Raw genomic sequence first — 17,439 nt, forward strand, 5'->3', positions numbered from 1 at the left:
CTATCATTAGTAAAAAATACAAGCTTGTACTTTTGATATTAAATTAAAAATAAATAAGGGGGCAATTTAATGAAATTTAGCGTAATTGAATGTTTTTTTATCGTAATGTTAATTATGGTTATAGGACAAATAGCATCTAATAAAACAAAAGCTTTTGTTCCTTCCGTATTTGTATCCGCAGTTTTATTTATTATAGGTTTTTGGACAATCTTGCCTAAAGATATAGTTGCACAAGCATCTTTTGGTCCAAGCTTCGTTTCAGTAACTATGAGTTTACTGTTAGTTCATCTTGGAACATTAATGAGTTTAAGAAAGTTAATTGATCAATGGAAATCAGTTACAGTATCTATAGCCGGTGTGTGTGGAATAATGCTTCTAACTATGACTGTAGGTAAAGCTTTATTTGGATGGCATACTGTTGTAGCAGCAACTCCTCCGTTAACAGGTGGAATTGTAGCAGCTTTATTAATGTCAGAAGCTGTTAAAGCAAAAGGTTTGATGGATCTAGCTGTACTTCCTATAGCAATGTATATAATGCATGGTTTTGTAGGATATCCTCTCACTTCCTATTGTTTGAAAAAAGAAAGCAACAGGCTTTTAAATGACTTCAGAAAAAATGGGGCTAATGAAGATTTATTGAAAAGCAGTAATGAAGTTGCAGTTGCACATGAGGAAACTCAAAGGAAAAAACTTATCCCTCCACTACCTGAAAAATATCAGACAACATATATTATACTTTTAAAGGTTATGCTAGTTGGAATACTTGCAAATTTTGTTTCAAACTTAACTAATCAAGCTGTAAATCAGTATATAATATGCTTAATTTTTGGTGTTGTATTCTGTGAACTAGGCTTCTTAGAAGAAACTGCACTAGTTAAAGCTGGAGTTTTTGGATGGCTTATAACTGGATTAATGGCCTATATTTTCTCAGGACTTTCATCCGTTACTCCTCAGGCACTTGAAAAAATGATATTGCCTTTAATAACATTAATCATATTAGGTGTACTAGGAATGTTCATAATGTCAATGATTGTTGGAAAATTCATGGGTTTTACCAAAGAAATGGGCTTTGCCTGTGCTTTAACAGCATTGTTCGGCTTTCCTGCAGACTATATTTTAACTAATGAAGCATGTAAATCAGTATGTAAAACTGATGCTGAAAAAAATTATATACTAGATATCATTCTTCCTAGAATGTTAGTTGGTGGATTTACCACTGTATCTATAGCTTCAGTAGTTATAGCAGGTATATTTGTAAAGTTGTTGTAATATGATTATCTGAATTTTTTGATTATAAATATAGAGGAGGACTTTTGATGAATACATTAGAAAAAGCAAAAAATATACAGGATTGGGTTTTAAAATTTAGAAGGGATTTTCATAGACATCCTGAACCATCCTTTAAGGAATTTAGAACTTCTAAAATTATTGCAGAAGAATTAACTAACCTTGGAATAGAGGTATCTCATATAGGTGAAACCGGTGTTGTAGGTACATTAAAGGGAGAAAAAGAAGGAAAGGTTATAGCATTACGTGCTGACATGGATGGATTATCTGTTACTGAGGATACAGGTCTTCCATTTACTTCAGAAAATCCAGGCTTTATGCATGGATGTGGGCATGACTGTCATGTTTCAATGCTTCTTGGAGCAGCTAAACTTTTATCTGAAATGAGAGCTGAGTTAAAAGGAACTGTTAAATTTATATTTCAGCCTGCAGAAGAAGTAGCTGATGGAGCTAACCAAATGATTAAAGGTGGAGTTTTAAAAAATCCTGATGTAGATTTTATATTTGGAATGCATATATGGTCAGATGTACCTGTAGGAAAAGTTTCCATTAAGGAAGGTCCAATGATGGCTTCTGGAGACATATGGAATCTTACTATAAAAGGTAAATCATGTCACGGTTCATCTCCATGGCAGGGAGTAGATGCAGTAACTTGCGCTGCAGCTGTTATACAAGGTGTTCAAACCTTGGTAAGTAGAGTTAATGACGTTAGATCACCAATTGTAATCAACATTGGTACTATAAAAGGAGGAGAGCGTTTTAATGTAACTCCTGGTACTGTAGAAATGACTGGAATGAATAGGGCTTTTAGTGCTGATAACCGCAAAAAAATGCCTGAATGGATTGAAGATATGGTTAAGAACATATGCAAAGGCTATAATTGTGATTATGAATTTAGCTATGATTTTATCTGCGCACCTACAATAAATGATGTAAAATCGGCAAGGTTGGTTAAAAATTCTGTAACCAAATTAATAGGAGAAGAAAATATTCCTGAATTTGAAAAAGTTATGGGATCAGAAGATTTTTCCGCATACCTTGAACAAATTCCTGGAGCTCTATTACTTCTAGGATGCCGTAATGAAGCTAAGGATTGCTGTTATTCACATCATTCTAATCATTTTAAAATTGATGAAGATGCTTTGCCTATAGGTGTTGCTGCTTATGTTCAAGTAGCATTAGATTATTTAAAGTAAATTAAAAATAGCTCTGCACAAATGAGTTTAAGTGCAGAGCTATTTTTAATATAGTTCCTTTGATTTTTCGCCAATACATATATAATATTCGCTATTATCCTCAGTGTATATTGTATTAAATCCATGTTCATTCATAATTTTAGAAGTTTCATTTACTTCTACAAGATCATTAGAATGAATATGATCTTCTATATCATTATGTCTGCTGTTTATTTTTTGTCTGCTTTCAATATGAGCAATAACTGCTTTTCCACCTTTCTTAAGAAGAGAATTTGCTTTTTTAAAAAAAGCTTCTCTATCATTAAAATGAGGATAACATGAATAAGCTATTATACAATCATATTTTTCCAAAGGATTATAAAGATTAAAATCTCCCACATAAAAGTTCAAATTTTTATAATCATTCTTTTTCTTGGATACTTCTATCATTTTTTCGGACAAATCTAAAGCTACCAATTTTCCACTTTCACCAATTTCTTTTTCAATATAAGGTATAATTATACCTGTGCCACTTCCTATATCAAGGACATGGTTTCCTTTTTCTAATTCAATTTTGTCAAAAACATGATTAACTTTTTCTTCTGGATGACAACACATGCTGTCCCACTTTTCTGCTAGGTTATTGAAAAATTCCCTATTATCCATAACATCTTCTCCTTCTCAAGTGATTTTATCCATAGGTTTTTTTCATCCTTTTCAATATATTATAAAGCATAATACCTGAAATTAAAATCAAGATTAAATTTACAATAACATAATTTAAATTATTATACATTTGAATTACTTTTTCAAAATCTCCACTACTATAATTAATTTTCGAAAATCCTCTAAGCATTATGACATAAATAAACCAAACACTTACATTTGCTATAACACTATGAATTGTTCCTCTTTTATAGAAAAAGTAAAGTGCAATACAATAGGATATTAAAAGTGGAGAAAGCCAGGTTAAAATTAAAAAAGTCCACATGTTAACCTGCCACATTATATAATTAATAACCACCATAGTAGTTACAAAAGCTATGTTATATACAAGTATTATAACAGTTCTTGCTAATGTAATCTCATACAGTGAATATTTACAGGCCATTTCCATTTCAAGCACATTATAATAACTACCTCTGTACAAATAATATATAGATAACATAGAAACTATAGGTGCTATAAGCATAAAACTGAATCCTTCAGGATTTCTTAAAATTATATATCCTAATACCAATACAATAAATGAAGCTAGCCAAAATCTTTCATCGAAAAGTGAAATTTGATGTCTTATATTAAATAGCAATTTTTTTATGCTTATACATGCATTTTCCTTACTATATGTCTCTACTTGAATGTTTTCTTCTTCATACTTAAGCTCTACTGCCTCCATTATATTATTAAACAAGTTCTTTGGTGGTTCTATTTCAGTCTTTGTACTAAAAAAAGCTTCAATGTCCTCAATATCCTGTAAACTTATTTCTTCATCTATATTTTCATGCTCTATATCCTCTAAAATATCTTTATTGAGATTTTGCTTCATCTAAACCACCTCCTACTTTGTTCAGTCTGCTCTTTATTAACTTTACACCTTGATATAACCTGCTTTTTACTGTATTTATGTTACTATCAGTAATAATGGCAATATCCTCAATGGATAACTGCTCACAAAATCTAAGCTTAACTACTTCCTTTTGAGCATCACTAAGTCCTTCAAGCATATCATCTATATTGTTATTAAAAAGTTTATACTCAATAACATTAGTTTTTTCTTTCATATTCTCATCTAAAACCGTAACTTTATTTCTGTTCTTATAAGTTTTTCCTCTAGTATAATCAATAATGGAATTATATGCAATTTTATATAACCAAGGCTTAAATAAATATTCTCTTGAATAACTTTTTCTTTTTTCATAAATCTTGCAAAACACTTCCTGACACAAATCTTGTGCCATATGATAATCATTTATCTTATTGTATATATATCTAAAAATAATTTTGTAATAACGTGCTACAATAGATTCCATATTTTGATTTTTGCCTTCTTTAATTTCTTCAAATAGCTCTTCATCACTTATAGAATCCATAATTTATTTTTAGCGATGTAGCCAAGTACCAGACCTTCACTAAAATTCACTTCCTTTCTTTTCATGTTCTTTCTTATTTATATACTAATCCCCATTTAATTTAAACTCCATACGTGTACTTTTGGGTTTTAGTCCAATGGCTCCTTCATTAACTTCCACCTGATTCTATGCTTTTATAAATATGAAATCCTAACAAATATAAAATGACATTTTGAACTAAAAAAGTAGCTAGTCCAATTTTTATATTATAAGTAGGCTCTCCTCTTATGTACGACTCACTTACATAATAAAACGAAATAAAAAAATATTTGGAAAAACCTATTCCATTTTCTATGGTGAAATAAAAAGGAGCTGCATTAATTACCATTAATGCTCCTATTATATAGGAAGTTACAACATCTCTAGCAACTGTTGAAATAAAAATAAACATTACTGCTGCTGATGCACAAATTATAACTCCAAAAGCAATCTTTAATAATAATAATTCCTTTATACTTCTCTCTACCACTGCATCTCCATACTCTAGTATAGATCTCATAGAACCAGATAAATCCGAAAATCCCATTAAGCACCCACTAAAAATAAAGGAAAATAGTAAATTAGAAAGAAATATCAAACCCATTGCTGTGAACACAGCCATATATTTTGAATGATATAAAGTATGTTTGCCTACATATGAAGAAAACTGCATTTCTATAATGTTTCTTTTTCTTTCAATACATACAATATCACAGCAAAACAAAAGCATTATAGGAAGCCAATAATAATAATCGAAAATACACTTATATAAAACGCAAGAAAAATCTTTTTTAGGTGATGGAATTTTATGATTTTTATAAAATTGTAAATTAAACTCATTTATATACTTCTCCATTTTAAGTTCACTAGGCGTTCCTCTATTATAAAACTCCGAATAATAAACTCCACTATTTAACTGCTCTAAGTTTTTTTTACATTCATCAATTTTAGCACTATATGCCTTCTTATTAGCCTCATATATGAAGTTGTAATTTGGAAATTTTTTATATTCACTTAAAATATTATAGGATGATAAAATAAGTATTGCTATTAAAACCAGTTTGAATCTGTAGGATGTTATTATTTTATAAAGTTCAGCTTTATATACACTTAAAAACATTACATTTCTCCTAATTAAAACTATTATCTAATGGCTACCTTCTTTAACACTTTATTTGATAATAATAAGTATAAACATCTTCTAAATTTGGCTCCACCATTGTTGACTTTTCTTCTGGTTTATCACCTAATATCCTAACTGCTATACCATCTTTTTTGTTCATGCTGTGACTTACAATGTATTTCTTTTTTAGCTTAGGTACCATTTCCAAACTTGTCAATACTTCATAAACTTTATCTTCTAATTCTGATAAAGCTTCTTCAGGTGATATATATGAAATAACTTGTCCTTCCCTCATAAATACTATATCTGTAGCTGCTGCTTCTAAATCTGATACAATATGAGTTGATAAAATAACCAATCTGCTTTTGCTTATTGTAATTAAAAAATCCCTAAATTTTATCCTCTCATCTGGATCTAAAGAAGCTGTAGGTTCATCCAATATTAATACTTTAGGATCATTTAAAAGCGCTTGTGCAATTCCTATTCTCTTTTTCATACCTCCTGAAAATGTCTTTAATTTCTTTTTCTTTACATGTGAAAGAGATACAATGTCCAAAATTTCATCTATTTTATAATCTATTTTTTCTTTACTTATTCCTTTTAAAACAGCAAAATACCTCAAAAATTTCTCTGCAGTTTGATTAGGATATACCCCAAAATCCTGAGGTAAATATCCTATAATATCTCTATAACTTTTTCCCATTTCAAATATATCTTTTCCATTAAAATATATATTTCCACTGTCTGGAGTACTTATAGTAGCTAAAATTCTAAGAAGCGTAGTTTTACCAGCTCCATTAGGTGCTAAAATTCCTGTAATCCCATTTTTTAATGTTAAGGATATATTATTTAAAGCAGCCTTTTTACCATAATTCTTATTAAGATTTTTTATTTCAAGTTCCAACAATATCACTTCCTATACCTTTGTACACTTATTTGATTTATTTTTCTATACATAACTTTTTTGAGAGGACAATGAAGGTGAGTTTTCCTCCTTACGTCAGAAAACTAATTTATCTGATAGCTACGCCCCTAGATAATTCATCTAAACTTAGTGGGGTAAACAAAGCTCTAAAGAAAAAGCGATTCACTTTAAATCAAAGATTTAAGTTCTCTGCTTTTCCCACTAAGTAGGATTCATTGATTTTTAAAGCTTGTTTTGCTAATGCAAAACATCGCTTAAGCAGGCATATAAAATCTATGATTTTCAGATAATTGCTTGCTCAGAAAGTACTTCCTAGAAACAAAAAAACGTGAGTTTCTTTTAAATTAAAGATTTTTCGTAGTACAGCGGAGAAAAATCCTCCTTCACTGTCCTCTGTCAATTGTCCTCTGTCCTCTCAAAAAATTGCTTCGCATTATTTTTGAACTGCAAAAGTTGAGTTAACTAATTGTATTATTCACTTCTTATATTAATCCCCTTCTACTACTCCTCTGTTATTATAATACTTTTGATGATAAATTTTAACTTCATTGTAAATTTTCAAAACTTCATCTACAGAATTACTCTTATAATACTTCTTTATAATATTTTCTATATCATCATAAGAAACACTTTTTTCACTGTGCTGTACATCTTTTAGAAGTTTTATCATGTTTTCGTGATTTTCCTTATCTAGTTCATACAATAAAACCTTGGATATAGTATCTAAACTATAGAGACCATGTTTTTCTTTTTCATTTTCTTTAAAATTTTTCAAATCCTCTTCCATTTGTTTTTCATACTCTTCTTTAGTTAAATATATAGGTTGAACAATCATAGTATTTTCTTTCAGTTTACCTTCTATATTAGGACTTATATATAAACTATAAATATAATTTTCCCATGCATCTTTTAATATTTCATTTTCCTTAGTGTTTTTAACATTTCTAAATACTGGTTCCATTAAAATTTTACCTATACTTTCATACCAATACTCTCCTTCATAATCAACATTATTAAAGGACTTTAAAGATTTTATAGGCATTATATATGCATTATTCATATAACTTTTTTCCAACGAGTTTTTTTGTTTTACATTAAATGTATAAAAATCTCTAAAACATACCTCCTCATGAAAAACATTTTCAAGACTTGCTGCTTCTGCATTACATGTTCTTAATAATTCTTCTCCACGCTTGTTATCCAAATTTTTATAGTGCAGATTGATATTACCTCCCTGTAAAATTTTCCAGTTGTTATCCTTCCAAAACTCCATTTTTGAAAAAAAGTAATTATATGAAAATAAGCAAATTAAAGAGATTATAATTACTGCTGATGTACCTTTATATATAAGACTTTTTCTTAAATGCTCACCTTTACTTATAAGAAAAAGATTTAAAATCATAAATATAAGTATTAGTACAATCATAAATAATATATTGGACCAAACTTGAACTGACTTTTCCAATAAATTTATATTAAGTGCTAACAGCGGATGACTTTCGTGCCAGTTAATATTTAACAGCATCTCCAAATACCATAAGCTTAAAGCTGCACCATAACCAACTAAAGTTTTTCCTGTAATATTACTAAATAGAAGGGCTATTAAACTTAATATAGTTGAATATAATATTAAAGCCATAAGTCCAAAGAAAGATTTTTCAAAGCCCATAATCACAGCAGATACATATATAACAGCAAGTACAATTTCGGATACTACCCAAGTTGATATATATTTTTGTATCAATATCTTATATTTAGGAGTCCTTGATGTAAAAATGAGGAAATCTGTTCCATTTTCAATTTCACTAGAAAAAATATTTCCAGAAAAAAATACAGGTAAAAGAGCTATTATAGAATTCATCACATACCATTCTTTAACCATATTACACAGATTAAATACTAAAACTATTAGCATAAATGTTGCTGCAAGCCCAAACATAATCCTGGACTGCTGCTTTAAATGATATTTTAAAATCATAAAATCACCTTCTATTCATTAATTTTTCAGTAGAAAATTTTAATATGGAAATTATAATTAATACGAAAGCCAAAATTATTATAAAAATTCTGTTTGTCATAATGATATTTATAGTTTCTGGTGAAAGAGCCTTTCCTATATATAAATTATCCATATAAATTCCAGATATCATTAAACTAATTTTAGGAGTATTGTCACCGCTTAAAGATAAAAATAAAATCATGGGAATAAATATGGTTAAAGGCTTAATATTAAACATAATGTCAATGAAATACGCAAAAGCAACCATTGCCAAATACGAAGCTGCTGAATAAAGTATAAAATACTTAAAAAATGGAATTGGTGAATATGGTGTTTGCTTAAAATATAAAGGCATTAACATCCATATTACATTTTCTAAAATGCAGAAAAATAAGCAATAGCAGTAAGCCCCTAAAAACTTACCTACAGCATATATTTTTCCTGTAATATGCTGTGAAAAAATTATTACTGGCATTTCTGTTATTTCATCCTTATAGTAAATTGACATAACTATAATAGGTATAACCATAACACCTAAAATAACTAATGCATGATTACACTGATATGCCGCATATAGAACATTCCATTGTTCATTTCTTTCAATGGGACTATATACAAAAATAGGTGCTATTAATAATGCAATAATGCAAATAATTGTAATCCAATTTTTTAAAAGACTTTTGAATTCCTGTTTTGCTATTACAAAAATCTGTTTAAACATAATTCTTTTCTCCTTTTCCATATTTCATAAAATACATATAGGCGTCTTCTAGATTGGGCTCCATATCTATTCCATAACCCTCCTCTTGAAAATCCTCTCCTACAACCCTTAAAAATTTTCCAGAGGATGTCCTTTTTACAGAAATAACTTCATATTTATCCTTTAATTTTAGTATTTCTTCATCACTTAAAACTTTAAATTCTCTTACTTTTCCCTTAGCTTTTAAAATAAAATCTATTGGAGATCCTAAATATTCTATACTGCCTTTATTAAGAAGTCCTATTCTTTCACAAGAACTTGATATATCCTCAACAATATGAGTTGATAAAATAATACATTTTTGTTTACTCAGCTCCACAAGAAGCATTCTAAAACGAACTCTTTCTTCAGGGTCAAGACCTGCAGTTGGTTCATCTACAATCAAAATTTTAGGATCTTTTAATATAGCATTGGCAATACCAAGTCTTCTCTTCATTCCACCTGAAAAACCTCCAACCTTTTTATTTCTTGCCTCCCAAAGATTTACCTTATTCAATACTTCTTCTATCTTTCTGTTTCTAGTTTTCCTGCTGCCTATATTATTAATTTGACCCATATAATCTAAAAATTCCAATGCAGTTAAATTAGGATATATTGAAAAATCCTGCGGCAAGTATCCTACTATATCCCTAACCTCCAGCGAATGAGTTCTTGTGTCATAACCATCCACCATGACCCTGCCTTTATCTGGTATAATAAGTGTAATAAGACTTTTCATAAGTGTACTTTTTCCTGCACCATTAGGGCCTAAAAGTCCAAACATTCCTTCTCCAATTTTTAAATTTACATTATTTAATGCATAAAATTTCTTGTTGTATATTTTACATACATTTTCAAAAGCAATTATATCTTTCATTTACTATATCCTCCTAAATCAAATAATTTTTTGTATCTCAATTATTTAATACGAAAAAAATAAGCTAAAAGTTTTAAAAAAAATTTTTCTTTTTTTGCGAACATTTAGTATGTTTCATTCATCTAATAAGTGTAAAGTTCCTTATCTAAGGGAAACAGACAAAAGGAGGTAAAGACGTGGAATTAGTTTCAAAAATGGATTCTAGTAAAGATATAAAAACGTATATAAAACTGGCTAAAAATGGATCTTAATATAAAGAGTATAAAGATGCTTTCCAAAGATATTTCAGGAAACTGGGATTTTAAATTTAAAGTATCCAATGAAAAAATTAAGACTAATGTAAAATCCATAAAACCCAATATAGATTTATCTTCTTTAAGACCAGGACTAAAAGTAAATGAAATTTTAATAACCCCAATAAATACAGCTTTAAGAACTTCAGAAACAGAAGATAATGATTTTAACGACTGCTATCTGGTTTTTGATGACAAAGGTAGAGCTTTAACAAATAAAGGCAACAACACAAGTGGTTCAGCAAATACTCATACTTATTATTCACAAATTCTTTTTAGAAATGCATATGAGGACAGCAAAACTTTAACTTTTATTCCCTATGTTGTCAGTTCAAAAGAATTTTTAAAATGGAAAAATAGCCATAGCAAGGGAATGTTTCATTTTGTCACTAAAGAAACTCCATTAAATTTAAATGGCACTACTACTCTATCCGAAGGAAAAATAGGTGAATATAAAATAACTGGAGTAGAATTTTTAAATGACAAAACATTGCTTCATTATGAATGTACTAATCTTCTTTCTGCAATATCTCCTTATGGAATAGACTTAATAGATTCTAATGGTAAAGAGTATAATCTAACTAAGGATATTGTAAAAGAAGTAGATCCTTTAAATCATAAATATACAGCACAATTGCCTGTTTTGAATAAAAATGACCAATTTAAATTAAAAGCTGTTGATCTTGAAAAGAAATATACAATTAAGAAAGATATGAAATTTACTGTTAAAATTAAATAACATAAAAATTATGCGGCACAAGAATGCAGTAGAAGTTTGAATTTTAACTTTTACTGCATGATATATGATAAATGTGTTATTATATATAATTCTAGTAAATTGAAATTGTATTTAAAAAGCTATGAAATCAAGTTAACACCTTAATTTCATAGCTTTTAATTATATACATTATTTATCTTTTATATAATCCCTTTATTATTACCCCATATATATTTTTAAAACTATCCCTTTTTTATGATTACCCTACTTTTTATATTTACCCCATTTTTAATAATCCGCTTTTTAAACTATCCCATTTTCTATGATTATCCTACTTTTTTAAAATTACTTTATTCAACTTTCGCAATTTTAAAATAACACAGCATAATTTAGTTGGCAGTTAACAAATTGACAGTTGATAGTTAAATTTGATTTTTCCCAGCTAAACTGTGAGAAATCTAAAATAATATAAAGATCTATAAACTTAACTCAGTTTATCTTATATCCAAATTAAGATTCTTTTATGTCAGCACAAAATCTGCATTTACTGTCAGCTTTTCACTGCGAATTGTCAATTACTCTCATATTGTATTATTTTTATATAAAATTAAAATTTTGCATATGCGAAAGTTAAATTATTTATCCGTACTTTTTTATAATCTTCTCCGCCAGTACATCCATAGATATACAATAATCCATACTTTTTTTTCTTAAATATTTATAAGCTTCATTTTCTGAAACTCTCAATTTCTCCATGACTATTCCCTTAGCTTTATCTATCTTTTTTCTATTTACTAATTCAGTTTCCAAATGCTGAATTTTTTCTTGAAGACTATTGACCTTATCAATGTTATTTATACTAAATTCTACAGTTTGATATAATTGTTCTGGATTTATGGGTTTAACTATATATGCAAAAATATTCATTGTCTTCAATTTTTCATAAAACGCAGAATCAATATTATTTGCAGAAAATATAACACTAGATATTCTATCTTCTTCTATTATTTTAGCTGTTTTATATCCATTAATCCCCAATAAATTAATATCCATAATTACTAAATGCGGATATATTCTTCTACTAACTCTTAAAACTTCACCGCCATCGCCTGCTTGATAAACATTGTATCCTCTCTTTTTTAGGAGTTCACTAATAAGCTTTCTACATGTACTATCACTATCAGCAACTACTATCTTATAATTATTCATAACATCACTCCGAAAAGAACTAATCTATTATGATAGCCAATTTAAAATTTTCTTAAATATCTATCAAGCTCCCACTGAGATACATATTTAGAATATTCATTCCATTCGTATAATGCTGCCTCAGCAAATCTCTTGTAAGCATACTGTCCAAGTGAGGATTTTATTACTTCATCCTTAGACAAGGCTTTTATAGCTTCATGTAAATCAGTAGGCAACAATTCTATGCCTCTTTCTTTAATTTCTTCATTTTCCATTTCATAAGCATTGCTAGTAACTTGCTCTGGTGGCTCTATTTTATTTTTTATTCCATCTAATCCTGATTTCAAAGTAGCAGCTAAAGCTAAATATGGATTAGCACAAGGGTCAGGACTTCTAAGTTCAATTCTTGTACCTTCCCCTCTTTCTGCTGGTATTCTGATTAGTGGACTTCTATTGCTTGCAGACCAAGCAATTATTACTGGTGCTTCATACCCCGGAACCAATCTTTTATAGGAATTCACTGTAGGATTAGTTAAAGCCGTAAAAGCTTTAGCATGTTTCATTAATCCACCTAAGAAATAATAAGCACTATTTGAAAGTTCCAACTTATTCTTTTCATCATAAAAAGCATTTTTAGAATCCAGTGTAGATAGAGACATATTAAGATGCATACCTGAACCACTAATACCATACTTAGGCTTTGGCATAAATGTAGCATGAAGTCCATGTCTTTGAGCAATAATTCTAACCACCATTTTAAAGGTCATTATGTTATCTGCTGTTACTAGTGCATCATCATATTTAAAATCTATTTCATGCTGTCCTGGTGCTACCTCATGATGAGATGTTTCAATTTTAAACCCCATTTCTTGAAGTGCCATAGTAATCTCATTTCTTGCATTCCCCCCCAAATCTATAGGCGCAAGATCAAAGTACCCTGCATCATCATGAGTTTCAAGTGATGGATTCCCTTTTTCATCTGTATGAAATAAGAAAAACTCACATTCCGGTCCAACCTGCATTTTATATCCCATATCTTTAGCTTCTCTTATCAATTTCTTTAATACATTTCTAGGACATCCCTCAAAAGGAGTACCATCAATATTGTATATATCACATATTAATCGTGCTTCCTTATGGATATTAGTCCATGGAAAAACAGTAAAAGTTGATAAATCAGGACTCAGATACATATCTGACTCTTCAATTCTTACAAAACCATCTATTGAAGAGCCATCAAACATTACCTTATCATTCAATGCTTTTTCCAGTTGATCTGATGTAATAGATACATTTTTCATAGCCCCCATTATATCTGTAAATTGTAAATGTATAAATTTCACATCAAGTTCTTCAACTTTTCTTAAAAGTTCTTCTCTTTCAGATTGCTTATTCAAGGCTTTTTCTCCTTCTTTCATATTCCTAATCTTCATTATACTGTAGAGCATCTCTTCCTTCTGCTCCATTACTTATACGTATAACATTTGCTACATCATAAATAAATATTTTTCCATCCCCAAAATTACCTGTGTGAAGCACTTTTTTTGCAGTTTCAACTACAGTTTCCACTGGAACCTCACAAACTACAATTTCTATCTTTATTTTTTGTAGTAAATTGATATCTACAGTTCTTCCCCTGTAAAATTCTTTATGACCTTTTTGCATTCCACAGCCTAATACATTAGAAACCGTCATACCTGCAATACCTATTTTGCTTAATTCTTCTTTTAAATCTTCGAACTTGCTTGGAGAAGTAATAATATCAATTTTAGTTAATTTTTTATCCATTTATATTCCTCCTCTTTTTTTATTATTATACCATATACTTAAGCTAAAAATTAATGTATAAAAATTATAGAACTAAAATTGTGAACTTACAGAACCATAAGCTTCCTCTCCATGTATTGAAACATCTAAGCCGCTCTTTTCATCTTCTTCACTTACTCTTATCTTTAAGAACTTGTCTATTACTTTTAGTATTACAAATGTCATAACTGCAGCATATGCAATAGTTGCTGCAATAGCTATTACCTGAATTAATAGTAACTTTGGATTTCCATGTAATAATCCATTTGCTCCAGCTGGATTTATTCCTGTTGTAGCAAATATTCCAGTAGCTATTCCTCCCCAGATTCCTCCAACTCCATGACAACCAAAAGCATCTAATGAATCATCATATTTAAATTTCTGTTTAACAAATGTTACAGCACAGAAGCATATACATCCTCCTACTGCACCTATTACTATTGAAGCTAATGGAGTTACAAAACCTGCTCCTGGTGTTATAGCTACAAGTCCTGCTACAGCTCCACTTACAAGTCCAAGTGATGTTATCTTCTTTCTGTATAAGTATTCACAAAGACTCCAGCATATAGCTGATGCTGCTGCAGAAGTATTAGTAGTTACAAAAGCATTTAATGCTATATCATTAACTGCTAATGCACTTCCTACATTAAATCCAAACCAACCAAACCAAAGAAGTGCTGCTCCTAAAATGGTCATTGGTATATGATGAGGTGTAATACTATCCAATTTTCTTCTCTTTCCAAGCATTATGGCTGCAACTAATGCCGATATACCTGAACTAATGTGAACAACATCTCCTCCTGCAAAATCTAAAGCACCTAAGTTTCTTATCCAACCACCAACTCCCCATACCCAGTGTGCAAGTGGATCATAAACTAATGTTGACCATGCTAAGAGGAATATTACAAATGCAGAAAATTTCATTCTTTCAGCAATTGATCCTGATATTAAAGCAGGTGTTATTATTGCAAACATAAGCTGAAACAACATAAATAATTGATGAGGTATAGTAGCTGAATAATCTGCATTAGGACTAAAGCCTACTCCCTTTAATCCTGCCCATTGGAAATTTCCTAAAAGTCCTCCAATGTCACCTCCAAAGCTCAAGCTATATCCAATTAATATCCATTGTATTGATATTACTGCTATTGCTATATAGCTTTGCATTGTTGTACTCAAAACATTCTTTCGTCTAACCATCCCCCCGTAAAATAAAGCTAGCCCTGGTGTCATTAACATAACTAATGTAGTTGCAAAAATCATAAAACCTGTATCTGCTGCGTTTATATTGTTCATTGCCAAGCCCCCTTTAAATTTTTATTTTGAAATCAATTTAAATCTTGTAAAAGTCAAATAACAAATAAAACTAAAAGGCGTCTATAAATAAGAGAAATTAAAATTCCCATTATTTAAGACGCCATTGCCTTTCAAAACTATTAACTTTTACTTTTATAATTTAAGATTATATTACCTTTATTGATAAATGTCAATATGATTTTTTGATAATTTTTCATTTAAACCATTACAAAAATAACAAATTCGTAAAATTCTAAAAAAATCAATTTTTTTACTATAGTTAAATAACTGTAGCATTTTAATTAAGCTTGAATAAAATGTATTAGCAGTATAAAAATCCAACATCAAAATATGAAGATGATAAAAGGAGAAGCATATTATGAGTGATAAATTACATTTTAGTAAAAAGCGTGCTAAAGAAGTAGGTGAAATACTAAGAATAGACTGGAGAAAAATAGACTTTGAACAATTTTACATGGGAATAAATGTTGAATTGGAACACGGTTCAAGATTTGGATGTACAACTAATGTATCCAGCGATAGTGCTGTAATATCAGGAAGAATTGCTCTTGCTCATTTGTTTGAAATACCAGATTATTATACTAGATTAGATGCTATGGAAGAAAAAGCAAAGAAAGAAATGCGTAAGAATAAAAAAAGGCATAAATAACAAGTAACCCTTAGCAGATTGTGCGAAAATATAACCACTTGTAAATTACCATTCAAAGTATTTACAAGTGGTTTATTATATATATTATCAAAATCTTAAAATATGATAATTTTTTTACACAACAGGAAACACCACAAAATTCAAATTGAATAATGTGGTGCATTAATTTTACTTTGAACAATACTTTTCTCTGTACCAATCTATAATTTCTCTTGCTATACTCATTTTAGATGGCAATTCAATGGTATCAAGCTCCTTAAACCAGCCTGCTTTAGTTATTTCCTTACCATCAACGCATATTTCACCGCTTTCATATTCAGCCACAAAGCCTACCATTAAAGAATTTGGGAAAGGCCAAGGCTGGCTTGAAAAGTATTTTATATTTTTAACTTTTATTCCTACTTCTTCAGATATCTCTCTTCTAACACATTCTTCAAGGGTTTCACCAGGTTCTACAAAGCCAGCAATAATACTGTGTCTGTTCCCTGGAAAAGACTTGTTATGTGCCATAAGTATTTGTCCATCTTTTATTACTGCTGTTATTACTGCTGGTGAAATACGAGGATAACTTATAAAACCGCATTTAGGACAAACCTTGCCATATTCCCCTTCCATTGTATCTGTAAGACTTCCACATCTTCCACAGTATTTGTGAGTTTCATCCCATTTAATAATCTGCAGAGCTTTTCCTGATAATAAAAATATATCCTCATCTAAATAGTCATATAAGGATTTTAGTGGTTTAAAACTCATGCTATTATCCTGTAATTCAATAGAACTTGTATTTACAGCATAACAATTATGTTCATTTAAAGTTCCCATGTAATGTATACTTGTAAAAGGAATATTTAATTCTTCTACACTTATTGCAGTGGGTATAGCAACCTCATTATTGTCTATTGTCTTTACTAAAAGTTTATCAGAATTGAATATAAACCAATATGTATTATCATCATTTGCTATAACTTGTTGAAATTTAGGTATATATCTTTTGTAAATACTCTCTCTTTTCATTATTTATTGCACTTCCACCTTTCTTAAACTATTATTCATATGTAAAATAGTTATTAATATATGTCACTTAATTTCAATATTTTTCATTAATTGATTATTCTGCTCTTACTCTATAAAAATTACAACATATTTATTATATTAAACAAATTTTTCATAGAAAGCAAATATAACTAAATAATTAACAATTTAATGCGATAATTGAATAGCTTTCAATTTTAATT

17 protein-coding genes are annotated in these 17,439 nt (G+C 29.4%); 4 read left to right on the forward strand and 13 right to left on the reverse strand.

Annotation, left to right across the window (positions count from 1 at the left end):
• The first annotated feature begins 69 nt into the window (after window positions 1-69).
• Together Ccar_RS09870 and Ccar_RS09875 are read left to right on the forward strand one after the other, a co-directional pair.
• On the forward strand, window positions 70-1,269 hold the full coding sequence (locus Ccar_RS09870; protein ID WP_048030049.1) for a hypothetical protein: 1,200 nt from the start codon (window positions 70-72) through the stop codon (window positions 1,267-1,269).
• A gap of 47 nt (window positions 1,270-1,316) precedes the next feature.
• Entirely contained in the window at window positions 1,317-2,483 is a 1,167-nt protein-coding gene (locus tag Ccar_RS09875) for a M20 metallopeptidase family protein (RefSeq protein WP_082141592.1), read from the forward strand.
• Between the two features lie 45 nt (window positions 2,484-2,528).
• On the opposite strand, the gene Ccar_RS09880 is transcribed toward Ccar_RS09875, so the two are convergent.
• From Ccar_RS09880 to Ccar_RS09915, 8 genes are all read right to left on the reverse strand, one after another.
• On the reverse strand, window positions 2,529-3,128 hold the full coding sequence (locus Ccar_RS09880; protein ID WP_007062242.1) for a class I SAM-dependent DNA methyltransferase: 600 nt from the start codon (window positions 3,126-3,128) through the stop codon (window positions 2,529-2,531).
• A gap of 25 nt (window positions 3,129-3,153) precedes the next feature.
• Window positions 3,154-4,008 carry a hypothetical protein gene (locus Ccar_RS09885; RefSeq protein ID WP_007062241.1) on the reverse strand — a complete coding sequence of 285 codons (855 nt, stop codon included), beginning with the start codon at window positions 4,006-4,008 and terminating at the stop codon, window positions 3,154-3,156.
• Window positions 3,989-4,552 (reverse strand): RNA polymerase sigma factor, encoded by a 564-nt coding sequence (locus tag Ccar_RS09890; RefSeq protein ID WP_007062240.1) that lies wholly within the window; start codon window positions 4,550-4,552, stop codon window positions 3,989-3,991. Before Ccar_RS09890 ends, Ccar_RS09885 begins: the two co-directional genes overlap by 20 nt.
• Before the next feature lie 148 nt (window positions 4,553-4,700).
• The gene (locus tag Ccar_RS09895) at window positions 4,701-5,690 is read right to left on the reverse strand and encodes an ABC transporter permease (protein ID WP_007062239.1); all 990 of its coding nucleotides are present in this window, start codon (window positions 5,688-5,690) and stop codon (window positions 4,701-4,703) included.
• A gap of 43 nt (window positions 5,691-5,733) precedes the next feature.
• Window positions 5,734-6,597: an ABC transporter ATP-binding protein gene (locus Ccar_RS09900; RefSeq protein WP_007062238.1), complete on the reverse strand. Its 864-nt coding sequence runs from the start codon at window positions 6,595-6,597 to the stop codon at window positions 5,734-5,736.
• A gap of 508 nt (window positions 6,598-7,105) precedes the next feature.
• Window positions 7,106-8,596 (reverse strand): ABC transporter permease, encoded by a 1,491-nt coding sequence (locus tag Ccar_RS09905; RefSeq protein ID WP_007062237.1) that lies wholly within the window; start codon window positions 8,594-8,596, stop codon window positions 7,106-7,108.
• Between the two features lie 4 nt (window positions 8,597-8,600).
• Entirely contained in the window at window positions 8,601-9,338 is a 738-nt protein-coding gene (locus Ccar_RS09910) for a hypothetical protein (protein ID WP_007062236.1), read from the reverse strand.
• Window positions 9,331-10,233 (reverse strand): ABC transporter ATP-binding protein, encoded by a 903-nt coding sequence (locus tag Ccar_RS09915; protein WP_007062235.1) that lies wholly within the window; start codon window positions 10,231-10,233, stop codon window positions 9,331-9,333. The genes Ccar_RS09910 and Ccar_RS09915 overlap by 8 nt, the downstream gene beginning before the upstream one ends.
• Before the next feature lie 240 nt (window positions 10,234-10,473).
• Here Ccar_RS09915 and Ccar_RS09920 point away from each other — a divergent pair, with 240 nt between their 5' ends.
• The gene (locus Ccar_RS09920; protein ID WP_007062234.1) at window positions 10,474-11,265 is read left to right on the forward strand and encodes a DUF5643 domain-containing protein; all 792 of its coding nucleotides are present in this window, start codon (window positions 10,474-10,476) and stop codon (window positions 11,263-11,265) included.
• Window positions 11,266-11,883: 618 nt separating this feature from the next.
• Here the strand turns inward: Ccar_RS09920 and Ccar_RS09925 are convergent.
• From Ccar_RS09925 to Ccar_RS09940, 4 genes are all read right to left on the reverse strand, one after another.
• Window positions 11,884-12,453 (reverse strand): ANTAR domain-containing response regulator, encoded by a 570-nt coding sequence (locus Ccar_RS09925; RefSeq protein WP_007062233.1) that lies wholly within the window; start codon window positions 12,451-12,453, stop codon window positions 11,884-11,886.
• Between the two features lie 41 nt (window positions 12,454-12,494).
• Window positions 12,495-13,850 (reverse strand): type I glutamate--ammonia ligase, encoded by a 1,356-nt coding sequence (glnA, locus tag Ccar_RS09930; RefSeq protein WP_007064718.1) that lies wholly within the window; start codon window positions 13,848-13,850, stop codon window positions 12,495-12,497.
• A gap of 4 nt (window positions 13,851-13,854) precedes the next feature.
• A complete protein-coding gene (locus Ccar_RS09935; RefSeq protein ID WP_007062231.1) occupies window positions 13,855-14,220 on the reverse strand; it encodes a P-II family nitrogen regulator in 366 nt (121 codons plus the stop codon).
• A gap of 72 nt (window positions 14,221-14,292) precedes the next feature.
• The gene (locus Ccar_RS09940) at window positions 14,293-15,534 is read right to left on the reverse strand and encodes an ammonium transporter (protein ID WP_007062230.1); all 1,242 of its coding nucleotides are present in this window, start codon (window positions 15,532-15,534) and stop codon (window positions 14,293-14,295) included.
• Between the two features lie 379 nt (window positions 15,535-15,913).
• Here Ccar_RS09940 and Ccar_RS09945 point away from each other — a divergent pair, with 379 nt between their 5' ends.
• Window positions 15,914-16,204: a DUF5661 family protein gene (locus Ccar_RS09945; RefSeq protein ID WP_007062229.1), complete on the forward strand. Its 291-nt coding sequence runs from the start codon at window positions 15,914-15,916 to the stop codon at window positions 16,202-16,204.
• A gap of 168 nt (window positions 16,205-16,372) precedes the next feature.
• Here Ccar_RS09945 and nudC read toward each other — a convergent pair whose 3' ends face one another.
• Entirely contained in the window at window positions 16,373-17,218 is an 846-nt protein-coding gene (nudC, locus tag Ccar_RS09950) for an NAD(+) diphosphatase (RefSeq protein ID WP_007062228.1), read from the reverse strand.
• Window positions 17,219-17,439: the final 221 nt, after the last annotated feature.

This window comes from Clostridium carboxidivorans P7, assembly GCF_001038625.1.
GTDB classification, from domain to species: Bacteria; Bacillota; Clostridia; order Clostridiales; family Clostridiaceae; genus Clostridium_AM; species Clostridium_AM carboxidivorans.